A 14235-nucleotide genomic window follows, 5' to 3' on the forward strand; every position below is an offset into this window, starting at 1 on the left:
CGACGTTGCTGATGTGTTTGCTCCGGCTACCCCGGATTCGCCTTCAACCCGGCGGCCTCGATGCCGGCGATCGCGCAGATCTCGTCATTGTCCGAGGTGTCGCCGCTGACGCCGACGGCGCCGAGCAGGCTACCGCCGTTCATGATCAGCACGCCGCCGGGCACCGGCACCAGGCGGCCTTGCGCCAGCGTGTTCACCGCGTCGATGAAATAAGCCTGCTCCTGCGCGCGCTGAAACAGCGCCCGCGAGCCCATCCCCATGGCGAGCGCGCCATAGGCCTTGCCATGGGCGATCTCGCTGCGCAGCAGGCTGGTGCCGTCCTGAGCCGCCGAGATTTTGACGCAGCCGCGCGCGTCGAGCACGGTGACGACCAGGGGCTTTAGCTTTTTCTCGACGCCCTTCGCGAGCGCCACATCGAGAATCTTGCGGGCGATATCGAGGGTCAGCTCAGTCATGGCTTAAGTTCCTTTGCGTGAGAGGAGGCAGGGATTAAGGGTTGGACCGCGTCCTGTCGAGGCTCATCGCCAGCACGCGGGCGACGTGAAGCGCTGCACGGTCCGTGCCATCGGCAATCTGATGCCGGCACGAGGTCCCGTCGGCGACGATCAGCGTGGCCTCTTCCGCGCGCCGGATGGCCGGCAACAGCGAGAGTTCGGCCATGTCCATCGAGGCTTGGTAGGTGTCGGCGCCGTAGCCGAACGCGCCGGCCATGCCGCAGCAGCTGGATTCGATGGTTTCGACATTCAAATCGGGAACGAGCCGAAGCGCCTGCTCAACCGATTTGAACGCGCCGAAGGATTTTTGATGGCAGTGGCCGTGCACCAATGCTGTTCCGGCGATCGGGCCAAGCGGCAGCCGCAAGCGGCCGGCCGCGGCCTCGCGCACCAGGAATTCCTCGAACAACAGCGCCTGCGCACTGAGGCTCTTTGCGGCCTCATCGGAACGCAACGAAAGCAGTTCGTCGCGAAGCGTCAACAGACAACTCGGCTCCAGGCCAACGATCGGCACGCCGCGTTGCGCGAACGGCGCATAGGTCGCGACCAGCCGATCGAGTTCGGCGCGCGCGTCATCGACGAGGCCGGCAGACAGGAATGTCCGCCCGCAGCATAATGGCCTGCCCCGATCGGCGGGTTCCGGGATGTGAACGCGGTAGCCGCCGGCGAGCAGCACGCGCAGTGCGGCTTCGAGGTTTTCGCGCTCATAGGCGCGATTGAAGGTGTCAGCGAACAGCACGACTTCGCGACCGTCGGCCGGGCCCATCGCCTCGACCCCAACCTTGAACACATCGCGCCGCCATTTCGGCAAGTCGCGCTGCGCGCTGATGCCGGCAAATTTTTCGAACAATTTTCGCAGCAACGGGCTGTCGTTGCGCCAGTTGGCGAGCGGGGCAAAGCGCGCGGCGAGCCCGGCATAACGCGGCAGATAACCCACCAGGCGGTCGCGCAGCGACAGCCCGTGCTTTGCTACGCGCGCGGCCAACACCTCGATCTTCATCTTGGCCATGTCGACGCCGGTCGGGCATTCGTGGCGGCAGGCCTTGCAGGATACGCAGAGTTTTAGCGTGTCCATCATCTCGTCGGAGGCGAGCGCATCCAGACCGAGTTGGCCGGAAATCGCGAGCCGCAGCGTGTTGGCGCGGCCGCGCGTGACGTCCTTCTCGTCTCGCGTGGTGCGGTAGGAGGGGCACATCACCCCGCCCTCGAGCTTGCGGCAGGCGCCGTTGTTGTTGCACATCTCGACTGCGCCCTGAAAACCGCCGCCGGCGCCGGGATAGGCCGACCAGTCGAGCGCGGTCTTCAGATCACCGACGCGATAATTTGGCGCATAACGAAACAGTGCGCGGTCATCCATTTTGGGGGCGTCGACGATCTTGCCGGGATTGAGCACATTGTCTGGATCGAAACGGTGCTTGACCTCGCGGAAATCGGCGATGATGCGTTCCCCGAACATGGTCTCGTGAAATTCCGAGCGCACGATGCCGTCGCCATGCTCGCCGGAATGCGAGCCCTTGTATTCCCGCACCATCGCAAAGGTTTCTTCGGCGATGGCGCGCATCGCCTTGACATCTTTTTCGAGTTTTAAATTCAGTACCGGGCGCACGTGCAAACAGCCCTCCGAGGCGTGCGCATACATGGTGCCGCTGGTGCCGTGTTTGGCGAAGATGGCGTTGAGCCGCTCGGTGTAGTCGGCAAGATGCGGTAGCGGCACCGCGCAATCCTCGACAAAGGAGACCGGCTTGCCCTCCTGCTTCATCGACATCATGACGTTGAGGCCGGCGGCGCGGAATTCGGCGATGCCGGTTTGCAGGCCCGGCTCTGATATCTCGACCACGCCGCCCCATTTGCGCTTGGGTTGATCCCAGCCGAAGCCGAGATCGGCCATCAGTTCGCCAAGCCGTTTTAAGCGCCGAAGGTTTTCGGCCTGATCCTCCTCGGCAAACTCGACGATCAGGACCGCATCAGGATCGCCGCGCACAGCGGCGGCGATGATCGGCTGAAACATCGCGATCTCGCGGCCGAGCGACAGCATGGTGCGATCGACCAATTCCACCGCAATCGGCCGCAGCTTCACCAGGTGTTGCGCCGCATCCATCGCCTCGTAAAAACTGCCGAAATGGCAGACGCCGAGCACCTTGTTGCGGATCACCGGCCACAGCTTTAGTTCGACCTGCGTGGTGAAGGCGAGCGTGCCCTCGGAGCCCACCAGAAGATGCGCTAGGTTGTTCGGCGCGTTGCGCGGCACCAGCGCATCGAGATTGTAGCCGCCAACCCGGCGCTGCACCTTTGGAAATTTTTCCGCGATCTCGGCGGCCTCGCGCGCACCGAGATCGAGCATGTCACGAAACAGATCGAGGCCGCCATTGCCTGAATTGAGCTGCGCAAGGTCACGCGTCACTTCGCCGAAATGGAGTAGCCGGCCGTCGGCGAGCGCAGCATCCATCGACAGCGTGTTGTCGCGCATGGTGCCGTAGCGCAGCGAGCGCCCGCCGCAGGAATTATTGCCGGCCATGCCGCCGATGGTCGCGCGCGAGGCGGTAGAGACATCGACCGGAAACCACAGACCATGCTTTTTGAGTTGCCGGTTGAGGTCGTCGAGCACGATCCCCGGCTCGACCACGCAGCTATTGTTCTCGACGTCGAGCGAGATCATGCGGTTCAGGTGTTTGGATAAATCGATGACGATGCCGTCATTGACGGTCTGGCCACATTGCGAGGTGCCGCCGCCGCGCGGCGTGACCTTCCGCCCCGCGTCGCGGCAGATCGCAAGGGCCCGCAGCGCCTCCTCGATGCTGCGCGGTACCACCACGCCGGCCGGCATGATCTGGTAAAACGACGCATCGGTGGCATAGCGGCCGCGGTTGAAGGAATCGAACAAGACGCCGCCGGTTATTTCGCGCCCCAGGCGATCTTCGAGTGTCATGGATCCCTTGCCGGACATCCTATCCCCGCTGCTGCCGCGGGCGGATTGCGCCTGCGCGGGCTCGGGCGGGATGAGAAATGCAGTTCGCCTGCTGCTGCGTATATTTTGAATTCAAAATATCGATCTCAGGCCGGCTCGGGCGCTGCCGGGACGCTCTCATTGAGATGCTCGACGGCGGCGGTCCGCTTGTTGCGCAAATGCTTGAACAGGATGTCGCTGAGCTCGCTGCCGGCGCGGCGGCGCAGCGCCTCCAGGATGGTCTCGTGCTCGCGCATCGCCTCGCCCCAGCGCTCGCGCTTGCGGGCAAAATTGGCCGAATAGCGAACCCTTCGAATCCGCCCCGCAAAATTGGCATAGGCGCTCTTGAGCGTCGCGTTGCGCGAGGCCTCGACGATCTTCTGATGGATCAACTGGTTGACGCGGAAATAGCCGTGCATGTCGCGATGCAGATAGAAACCGTACATCTCATAATGCAGCCGCTCGATCTCGGCGATTTCAGCGTCGGTGATGTTTTCGCAGGCAAGCCTTCCGGCAAGCCCCTCGAGCCCGCCCATGACGTCGAACAGCTCAGTAAGATCGTGCTCGCTCAATGACCGCACCCGGGCGCCGCGGTTCGGCAACAGCTCGACCAGGCCTTCCGCCGCCAACACTTTCAGCGCCTCGCGCAGCGGCGTGCGCGAGATGCCGAGCATCTCGCAAAGCTGGCGCTCGGGCACCCGCCCGCCGTCCGGAATATTGCCTTCGACGATGTGATCGCGCAGCCGCGTCAGGATCTCGTCGTGCAGCGACGCCTCTTCCCGTTCGGGAACCGCACCGGCTGCAACGGCCTTCGCAGTGGTATCGCTGGGAATCAGGGGTTTCATGGGCCGAAACATAGGCCTTGGCGGCCAGTCCGTCGACCAGAAAATGCACGCAATTTATCGGTTGAAGTCGGAGGAATTGAATGCAAAGCTGCGCCCGCTACCGGATCAGCGGAGGAAGCTATGAGCCAGCACCAGGGACGTCACTTTTTGCAAATTCCCGGGCCGAGCCCCGTGCCGGATCGCGTGCTCCGCGCCATGGATATGCCGGTCATCGACCACCGCAGCTCCGCGTTTGCCGAGCTCGCCAAGGCGGTATTCCATGGCTGCCAGCAAATCTTCAAGACCGCTGGCCCGGTGATCATTTTTCCATCATCGGGCACCGGCGCCTGGGAAGCGGCGATCGTCAACACGCTGTCGCCAGGCGACAAGGTGTTGATGGTCGAGACCGGCCATTTTGCAACCTTGTGGCGGCAGATGGCCGCCCGCTGGGGCATCGAGGTCGATTTTATGCCGGGCGATTGGCGCCACGGCGCCAGCCCCGCCGAGATCGAGGCGAAGCTGAAGCAGGACACCGCGCACACCATCAAGGCGGTAATGGTGGTGCACAACGAGACGTCCACCGGCGTCACCAGCCGGGTCGGCGACATCCGCGCCGCGATGGACAGAGCCGCTCATCCGGCGCTGCTTCTGGTGGACACGATCTCTTCCCTGGGCTCCGTCGATTACCGGCACGACGAGTGGAAGGTCGATGTCACCGTCAGCTGTTCGCAAAAGGGATTCATGCTGCCGCCGGGCCTCGGCTTCAACGCCATTTCCGACAAGGCCAGAGCCGCTGCCAAGACCAACAAGATGCCGCGCTCTTACTGGGACTGGGAAGAGATGCTGAAACCCAACGCGGCCGGCTTCTTCCCCTACACCCCCGCCACAAACCTGCTCTACGGCCTGCGCGAAGCCATCGCGATGCTGCTGGAGGAGGGGCTGGAAAATGTGTTCGCCCGCCACAAGCGCCTCGCGGCGGCCACCCGCGCCGCGGTGACGCATTGGGGGCTCGAGGTCTTGTGTCAGGAGCCTGCCGAATATTCGCCGGTGCTGACCGCCGTGCTGATGCCGCCGGGGCATGACGCCGACGCCTTCCGCAAGGTCACGCTCGAGAATTACAACATGTCGCTCGGCTCCGGCCTGTCCAAGCTTGCCGGCAAGGTGTTTCGCATCGGCCATCTCGGCGAGTGCAACGAGCTCACTTTGTTGGGCGCGCTCACCGGTGTCGAGATGGGATTGTCGCTTGCCGGCGTGCCGCATCGCGCCGGCGGCGTCGCAGCGGCGATGTCGTTGCTGGAGGAGCGCACCCACTCCAACGCATCAGCCCAGCTCAGGGTGATATCGAGCTGAGCAACGGCCTTGCGTGTATTCGATACCAACAACAAGCAGATCCGCATCATAAGCAGACTGCCGGGGAGGATGTAAATGCGGCTTCGTTTCAAGGCCACCCATGTCGTGCTGGCGATGCTGTGCGTGATGTACTTCATCACCTATGTCGATCGGGTCAACATCGGCACGGCGGCTAGCGAAATCCAGAAGGAATTGGGCCTCAGCAACACCCAGCTTGGCCTGGTGTTCTCCGCCTTCGCCTATCCTTATTTGCTGTTCCAGGTCATCGGCGGTTGGGTCGGTGACCGCTTTGGGCCGCGCCGAACGCTGTTTTGGTGCGGCATGATCTGGGCCGCCGCCACCATCATGACCGGCTTCGTGCACGGGCTGGTGACGCTGTTCATTGCCCGCGTCGCACTCGGCTTCGGCGAGGGCGCGACTTTCCCGACCGCGACACGGGCCATGCAATACTGGACTCCCGCGGCCGGACGCGGTTTCGCGCAAGGGCTGACCCACGCCTTCGCGCGGCTGGGCAACGCGATCACGCCGCCATTGATCGCCGCGCTGATGTATTGGTTCACCTGGCGCGGCTCTTTCGTCGCGCTCGGGCTGGTGAGCCTCATCTGGGGCATGATCTGGGTATGGTATTTCCGCAACGAGCCCAAGGATCATCCCGCCATCACCGAGGCCGAACTGGCAACGCTTCCGCCGCGACCGTCCAATCTGAAGCCGAAGGTGCCATGGGGACCGCTGCTGCGCCGGATGTGGCCGGTGACACTCACCTATTTTTGCTACGGCTGGAGTTTGTGGCTGTACCTGAACTGGCTGCCGCTGTTCTTCAAGAACAACTACAGTTTGGACATCAAGAATTCGGCGCTGTTTGCCTCCGGAGTTTTCTTTGCCGGCGTCATCGGCGACAGCCTGGGAGGGATCCTGTCCGATCGCATCCTCAAGAAGACAGGCAATGTTCGTCTTGCGCGGTTGAGTGTCGTGATTCTCGGGTTCGCCGGCGCCCTGCTGTCGCTTTTTCCGATTCTGTTCATTCACGATATTACCGTCGTCGCCCTGTGCCTGTCGGGCGGGTTTTTCTTTGCCGAACTCGTCATTGGCCCGATCTGGTCAGTGCCGATGGACATTGCGCCAAAATATTCCGGCACCGCCGCGGGCCTGATGAATAGCGGCTCTGCGCTGGCCGCGATTGTTTCGCCGCTGGTGGCCGGTTACGTCATCGATGTGACTGGCAATTGGTACCTGCCGTTCCTGATGTCGATGGGGTTACTGCTGCTGGGGGGCTTTTCGGCATTCCTGATGCATCCCGAAGAGCCGTTCGAGGACGTCGGCAGCCCTTGGGTCGCCGAGCCGGTTGCGGTGCGATAAGCGGGTTACGATCGAGCGGCCGACGGCGGGTCCGGGGGAGTAGTCCCGGGCTCGTTTCGGGCAGCGGGACAAGCCTGACAAAAAGTGTTATCCGGGCGCCGCAGCTGCAAGAATCCCCGCCGGGAAGGACGCGACATGACCCTGCACACTGGAAGGCATTTTCTTCAGATTCCAGGACCGACCAACATTCCCGACCGGGTGCTGCGGGCGATGGACATGCCCGGCCTGGATCATCGCGGCGCCGAATTCGCCGAGCTTGGTTTTGCGGTGATGGCGGCGATGCAGCGCATGTTCCGCACCACCCGGCCGGTGATCATTTTTCCGTCGTCAGGGACCGGGGCGTGGGAAGCCGCGATCGTCAATACGCTGTTGCCCGGCGACAAGGTGCTGATGGCGGAAACCGGTCAGTTCGCCGTGCTGTGGCACGGCATCGCCGATAAATTCAAGCTCGACGTCGATTTTGTGCCGGGCGACTGGCGCCGCGGCGCCGATGTGGAAGCGATCGAGGCGAAGCTTGCGGCCGATCGCCAGCACAAGATCAAGGCGGTGATGGTCGTGCACAACGAGACCTCGACCGGCTGCGTCACCTCGCCGCTCGAAGTCCGCAAAGCGATGGACCGCACCAAACATCCGGCGCTGTTGATGGTCGATACCATCTCGGGCCTCGGCTCGATGGAATATGAGCACGATTCCTGGGGCGTCGACGTCTCCGTTGCCGGTTCGCAGAAGGGGCTGATGCTGCCGCCGGGTCTCGGCTTCAACGCGGTGTCGGAAAAGGCGCTCGCGGTTGCAAAGGCGAGCCCGTCGATGCGGTCCTATTGGGACTGGCAGGAAGTCATCGCTTTCAACAAGCTCGGCACCTTTCCCTACACGCCGGCGATCAATCTTCTGTATGGACTGCGAGAGGCCATCGCGATGCTCGAGGAAGAGGGCCTCGACAATGTCTTTGCGCGGCACAAGCGCCACAGTGCTGCGACGCGCGCGGCGGTGAAGGTCTGGGGATTGGAAACCCAATGCCAGGACCCGCATGCGCATTCGCCGGCGCTGACCGGCGTGCGCATGCCGGAAGGCCATGACGCGGATAATTTCCGTAAAGTGGTGCTGGACAATTTCGATATGTCGCTCGGCACGGGTCTCAACAAGATCAAGGGCAAGGCATTCCGGATCGGCCATATCGGGCATTTCAACGATCTGATGCTGATGGGAACGCTGTCGGGCGTCGAGATGGGGCTCGATCTCGCTCAGGTGCCGCATCGCGGCGGCGGCGTGCTGGCCGCGATGGAAGTTCTGAAAGGCCGCGACGTGGTGTCGATGCCGAAATCAAAGTCTGCGGTTGCATAGCGCATGATGCCGCACATCAACAGAAAGAGCGTGCCATGAACGCCCCTATGACTGCGACGGAAGACCTTCTCTATGTCGTCGAGGACGGCATCGCGCGCCTTACCTTCAACCGCCCACAGGCGCGCAACGCGCTGACCTTTGCGATGTACGAGCAGATGGCCGAGATCTGCGAGGCCGTCAACGCCGACCGCTCGATCAAGGCGATGATTCTGACCGGCACCGGCGACAAGGCGTTCGCCTCGGGCACCGACATCTCGCAATTCCGCGCCTTCAAGACCGCGCAGGATTCGCTCGACTACGAGGCGCGGATCGATCGCGTGCTGGGCACGCTCGAGCAGGTCCGGGTGCCGACGATCGCCGCGATTGCCGGCGCCTGCACCGGCGGCGGCGCGGGGATCGCCGCCTGCTGCGACATCAGGATCGGAACCGAAACGACCCGGATCGGCTTTCCGATCGCGCGCACCCTCGGCAATTGCCTGTCGATGTCCAATATCTCCCGGCTGGTGTCGCTGATCGGCCCGGCGCGGACCAAGGATCTGATCTTCAAGGCCCGGCTGGTCGAGGCGCCCGAGGCGCTCGCGCTCGGCCTGCTCAACGAAGTGGTGCCTGACGTGGCAACACTGCAGCAGCGCGCCGATGAGACCGCAAAACTCCTCGCCAGCCATGCGCCGATCACGCTCGAGGTGACAAAAGAGGCGGTGCGCCGGATCCGGCGGACCTTGTCGCGCGAAGAGGGCGAGGATCTGATCCTGCGTGCCTATATGAGCGAGGATTTCCGCGAGGGCATGGACGCGTTCCTCAACAAGCGCACGCCGAACTTCAAGGGCAAATAACCGAGCCCGTTAAAGACCTAAGTCAAGGGTTGGTCGCGGTCGCGTCAGAACGCCCCGGAAAAGCGGCGTCGGCGCGCGCGTGCGCCGACGACGCTTAATGGCGCGTCCGAGCGGGGATTACTCACGGGTTATTAGGAAGTTTCATTCAACGTCCACGGCAACGGCTGCACCGCGCGGCTTGGTTAAAGCTTCGTTGAGGACAGTGTCTTGCAAGCATTCCCGAAAATTCTAGGCCGCCATTACTTCGCAATTTTTGTATTGGCGTCCGCCACGCTGTCCTACCAGATACTGATCACACGTTTCTTCAGCGTCATGCTGTATTATCATTTTGCGTTTGCGGCCATTTCGCTTGCGATGCTCGGACTTACCCGCGGCGCGATGGCGGTCTACGACAATCCGGACCGCTACGCTCCGGAACGGGTCGGCGTGGAATTCGCACACCACGCATCGTGGTTCGCGATCACGGGCGCCGGTACCATGATTGCTTTCCTGTGCGTGCCGCTCGTGATCCCTGAAAAATACGTGCTGACGGCGCTCGCGATCGCGGCCATTGGCTTCGTAAGGCCGTTTACCGAAAGCGGCGTTTGCATAACGCTGTTGTTGACCCGCCTGCCATATGGCGGCGGATGGCTCTATGCGTCCGACCTTGCAGGTGCTGCGCTTGGATGTCTCGGGATCATCTTCGTCTTGCTCGTCATCGACCCCGTAAGCGCCACACTGGGGATCGGAGCCCTCGCCGCCGGGGCAGGTTGGACGGTCGTGCGGGGCAGCGGCGACGCCCGCAGCCTGCGCCTGAGCGGCGCCGTTGCGCTTACGCTGGCCGCGGCAACCGTCGCGCATGTCGGCCTTTATGTTTCCGGTAAAGGCCATCTCGGCGTCTTCTGGGCCAAGGGGGAGCAGCAGCTTGGAACGCTGTTCGAGCGCTGGAATACGTACTCGCGGGTGAGGGTCACGGCTCTCGGCGAGGGCGCTCCGTTCGGTTGGGGCTTCGCCCGCGCGCCGGAGACAAAAATAGACCAGAACTACCTCGATATCGACGCCGATGCGGCAACCGTCATTACCCGGCACGAAGGCGATCTCGGCAAGCTCTCCTACCTGAAGGACGACGTCATCAATGCCGCCTATCTGGTGCAACCGCCGGCCGACGTTGCTGTCGTAGGCGTCGGCGGTGGTCGCGACATTCTTTCCGGGTTGTTTTTCGGCGCCAAGAACATCCGCGGGATCGAGATCAATCCCGCGATCTTCGAAGCTCTCACCGATCGGTTCGGCGATTACTCCGGCCATCTCGACCGCCAACCCGGCGTGTCGTTGGTCAATGCCGAAGCCCGCAGCTATATCAACCATTCATCCGATCGATACGACCTCGTCCAGATTTCGTTGATCGACACCTGGGCCGCGACGGCCGCCGGCGGGCTGACGCTTACGGAAAACCGCCTTTATACCGTGGAGGCGTGGGGTGACTTTTACCGGGCGCTGAAGCCGGGCGGACTGTTGTCGGTATCGCGCTGGTACGATCCGAACGGTCACCGCGGCGAATTCTATCGGCTCGTGGCGATCGCAGCGAGTGCCCTGCAGCGCAACGGCGTGCCCGCCGCCGAGTTGCCGGACCATGTGATCGCGCTCAACGTCGGCCAAATCGTAACGGTGATTACCCGCCCTGACGCTTTCACCAAGGCCCAATGGCAGGATGCGCGCGCGAGACTTCAGGCCCAGGGCTTCAAGATCCTCCTGGGACCGGATGTCAGCTTCGACACGGTCACCTCGACGTTGATGTCCGGCAAGGCGGACGCGGCTTTCTTCGCGTCTTTGCCGGAGAATATCAGCCCCTCGACCGACGATAATCCATTCTTCTTCTACACGGCGCGTTTCGGCGATCTTGTCGCCAAACCGTTGTCTACCCTCTCGAACAACAACGCGGCGATCAGCATGACCCTGGTGCTGATCATGATCGCGCTTTGCGCCTGCGTGTACTACATCATCGGTCCCTTTGTCCGTCTGGCAAGGCGGATGCCGTTGTCGGTGCTGACGCCGCCGGTGGCTTATTTCTGCGCGATCGGCATGGGCTTCATGCTGATCGAGATATCGCAGATGCAGCGGCTGATGGTGTTCCTTGGTCATCCCGTCTATGGGCTGGGCGTGGTACTGTTCACCGTTCTGCTCTTTAGCGGGATCGGCAGCACCACGGTCGGCGCGAATTCGCCGCGAACGGGCGCGGTCATCGCCAGGGTTGTCGCGCTTCTGACGACGCTCGTGGCGGCGGGGCTACTCACTCCCTTACTCACCACATGGGCGCGATCGGAAACCACCGACATGCGCATTCTGTTGTCCATACTGCTCCTGGCACCCCCGGCTTTTTGCATGGGGATGATGTTCCCGCTTGGCTTAAGCACCTGGCGCCGGCACTCGGAACTGCTTCCGTTTTTCTGGAGCGCCAACGGGATTACGTCGATGTTTGCGTCGGTGCTGGGCATGGCCTTGTCGATAGAATTCGGCATCGCCAGGACGTATGCGCTGGGCGCGGGCTTCTATATCGTCTGCGTATTGATGATCGTCGTGAGCCGCCAGGCGAGCCGCATGGGCGCGCCGGCGGCGATGCCGCTGGATGAAGTCGCCGCGCCGTTGATCCAAGCGACGCAACTCGAATGGATGGCCGATATCAACAGCGGCAAATCGCCCGGATCAACCAAGCCCGCGCGCAGCGACGAGGCGGTCAAGTAGCCTGCTGGCGCTGCGACCCGCTTGAACTCCCAGTCGCCAACCTGCATGATGACGCTAATAATCACAGGCCAGCGCGGCTGGGCTGAATAAAGTGCGGCGGGAGACACGTGCGAAGCATCACGAGAGCCGTGGCTGTGCTCACGGCCGCGCTGGCGAGCGCGCCGGCCATCGCCGGCTGGGAACCCACAACACCCGTTGAAATCGTGGTTGCGGCCGGCGCCGGCGGCGCCTCCGACCAGATGGCGCGGATGATGCAGGCCGCGATCCAGAAGAACAATCTGATCAAGCAGCCGATAATGGTGTCGCTCAAGGGCGATGCGTCCGGCGCTGAAGCGTTGATGTACATGAAATCCAGCGAAGGCAATCCCAACAAGGTGCTGATCGCCAATTCGCTGATCTACATGCTCCCGCTGTCGGCGAAAATTCCCTTCAACTGGCGCGAGCTGACGCCGGTGTCGGTGGTCGCGCTCGATCAGTTTGTGTTGTGGGACAATGCCGAGGGTCCGAAGACCGTGAAGGAATTCATTGCCGCCGCCAAGGCCGCCAGTTCGCCGTTCAAGATGGGCGGCACCGGATCGAGGCGCCAGGATAACGTCTTGACCGTGTTCATGGAGCAGAAGACCGGCGCGAAATTCTCCTATCTGCCCTACAAGTCCGGCGGCGAGGCGGCGACGCAGCTGGTCGCCAATCACACCAAATCCAACGTCAACAACCCCAGCGAAAATCTCGAAGTCTGGCGCGCCGGGCAGGTACGGGCGCTTTGCGTGTTCGACAAGGAGCGCATGGCGTATACGACCAAGGTGACCGAGACGCAGTCGTGGCACGACATCCCGACCTGCAAGGAAGAGGGCCTCGACGTCCAGTATCTGGTGCTGCGCGCGATGTTCCTGCCCGGCAAGGTCACCCCGGAGCAGCAGGCGTTCTATGTCGATCTGTTCCAGAAGGTGACGCAGACGGCGGAATACATGGACTACATGGAAAAGCAGGCGCTGAAGCCGATCTTCCTCACCGGCAAGGACATGGTGCAATTCCTCGAAGAGGATGACGCGCTCAATACCTCGCTGATGAACCAGGCGGGACTCGTTGCGAGGTAGATGCGCGCTGCCTGTCATGCCCCGAAAATCGGGCACCCGCTATTCCACCTACGGTCGGAATAGCCCAGGTGTCGTGGAGTACTCGTTCGCGGCTTCCGGTTAGCGCGCCGGCTGCGGCAGCGTGCCGCGGACCCGTAACCCGTGCTTCCGACGATATCGGTCATCGAATTAACAGCTTGGTCTGGATGTGATCGACATCACGCAGGGGTTGCGCTGCGAATAAGTCAGGTTGTGGCTTTGGCGTAACAGACTCTGATCGTCGGGTTCCGTATGTTTCCGGACGTTTCCAATATCCAATATGAATAATTGATTGCGAGGACCCCATGATGAAGCGAATTTCGATTGGAATGGCTGCTGTGGTTTCACTGCTCGGGACCAGCGCGTTCGCCGCTGATCTTGCGCCACGCCCATACACCAAGGCGCCGGTCATCCCCGTGGTCATCTACGATTGGACCGGGTTCTATATCGGCGGCAACGCCGGCTATAGCTGGGGTCGTGAGAAGACCGACGGCAACCTGACCGGGACATCGAGCGTCAGCGTGTTCCGGACGGCAGGCCCGACCCTGCTGGCGGGCTTCCCGGTGGTCACCCCTCTCGCCACGCTGCCCCTGACCGGTCGAGCCAACGTCAATGGCTTCATCGGCGGCGGACAGGCCGGCTACAACTGGCAGCGCGGAACCTGGCTGTTCGGCCTCGAAGGTGACATTCAGGGCAGCGACGAGCGCGGCACCGGTGACGTCTGCACGGTTGCCGGATGTCCCCTCGGTACAAGCATCCTCACCGCGAATTACAAGCTCGACTGGTTCGGTACCGCGCGCGGCCGCGTCGGCTTCCTTCCAACCGAGCGCGTCCTGCTCTATGCGACCGGCGGCTTGGCTTACGGCCATTTGAGCGCCAATGCACCGCTGATCCCGCTGAGCTGGGGATCGACGCGCGCCGGCTGGACCGTGGGCGCCGGTGTCGAGGCGGCGATCGACCAACACTGGTCGGTCAAGCTCGAATATCTCTACATGGACCTCGGAAACGTCGGCAGCGGCGCGGTGGCGACCACCGGCATCGTGAACGCGCTCAACACGCCCAGTGTCGGCTTCAACACCGTCACGACCACGAGCACGTTGGGGGTCTTCAACACCCGTTTCACCGACAACATCCTGCGGGTCGGTGTGAACTACCGCTTCAGCGGTCCGGTGGTCGCGAAGTACTGAGTTCCTTCAAATTCAAGCGAACCTGAGCCCGGCCTTGTGCCGGGCTTTCGTTTGCTGATCGCCAATTTTCACGAGC

10 protein-coding genes are annotated in these 14235 nt (G+C 62.5%); 7 read left to right on the forward strand and 3 right to left on the reverse strand.

Annotated elements, in window-relative coordinates:
- Positions 1-26: 26 nt before the first annotated feature.
- The 3 genes from B5526_RS29430 to B5526_RS29440 form a co-directional block, all read right to left on the reverse strand.
- A complete protein-coding gene (locus B5526_RS29430; RefSeq protein WP_079543273.1) occupies positions 27-455 on the reverse strand; it encodes a GlcG/HbpS family heme-binding protein in 429 nt (142 codons plus the stop codon).
- Between the two features lie 34 nt (positions 456-489).
- On the reverse strand, positions 490-3420 hold the full coding sequence (locus B5526_RS29435; protein WP_154071519.1) for an FAD-binding and (Fe-S)-binding domain-containing protein: 2931 nt from the start codon (positions 3418-3420) through the stop codon (positions 490-492).
- Between the two features lie 125 nt (positions 3421-3545).
- Positions 3546-4283 (reverse strand): GntR family transcriptional regulator, encoded by a 738-nt coding sequence (locus B5526_RS29440; RefSeq protein ID WP_079545563.1) that lies wholly within the window; start codon positions 4281-4283, stop codon positions 3546-3548.
- 120 nt (positions 4284-4403) lie between these two features.
- Here B5526_RS29440 and B5526_RS29445 point away from each other — a divergent pair, with 120 nt between their 5' ends.
- From B5526_RS29445 to B5526_RS29475, 7 genes are all read left to right on the forward strand, one after another.
- The gene (locus B5526_RS29445) at positions 4404-5612 is read left to right on the forward strand and encodes a pyridoxal-phosphate-dependent aminotransferase family protein (protein ID WP_079543275.1); all 1209 of its coding nucleotides are present in this window, start codon (positions 4404-4406) and stop codon (positions 5610-5612) included.
- A 75-nt stretch (positions 5613-5687) separates the two neighbouring features.
- Positions 5688-6968, forward strand: coding sequence for an MFS transporter (locus B5526_RS29450; RefSeq protein WP_079543276.1), 1281 nt, complete (start codon positions 5688-5690; stop codon positions 6966-6968).
- 135 nt (positions 6969-7103) lie between these two features.
- Entirely contained in the window at positions 7104-8309 is a 1206-nt protein-coding gene (locus B5526_RS29455) for a pyridoxal-phosphate-dependent aminotransferase family protein (RefSeq protein ID WP_079543277.1), read from the forward strand.
- A 35-nt stretch (positions 8310-8344) separates the two neighbouring features.
- Complete coding sequence (locus B5526_RS29460) at positions 8345-9142, forward strand: enoyl-CoA hydratase/isomerase family protein (protein ID WP_079543278.1); 798 nt, start codon at positions 8345-8347, stop codon at positions 9140-9142.
- A gap of 207 nt (positions 9143-9349) precedes the next feature.
- Entirely contained in the window at positions 9350-11860 is a 2511-nt protein-coding gene (locus B5526_RS29465; protein ID WP_244562092.1) for a hypothetical protein, read from the forward strand.
- Positions 11861-11988: 128 nt separating this feature from the next.
- Positions 11989-12954 carry a tripartite tricarboxylate transporter substrate binding protein gene (locus B5526_RS29470; RefSeq protein ID WP_433994602.1) on the forward strand — a complete coding sequence of 322 codons (966 nt, stop codon included), beginning with the start codon at positions 11989-11991 and terminating at the stop codon, positions 12952-12954.
- Positions 12955-13277: 323 nt separating this feature from the next.
- Positions 13278-14159, forward strand: coding sequence for an outer membrane protein (locus B5526_RS29475; RefSeq protein ID WP_244562093.1), 882 nt, complete (start codon positions 13278-13280; stop codon positions 14157-14159).
- Positions 14160-14235: the final 76 nt, after the last annotated feature.

Source organism: Bradyrhizobium lablabi, assembly GCF_900141755.1.
Lineage (GTDB): Bacteria > Pseudomonadota > Alphaproteobacteria > Rhizobiales > Xanthobacteraceae > Bradyrhizobium > Bradyrhizobium lablabi_A.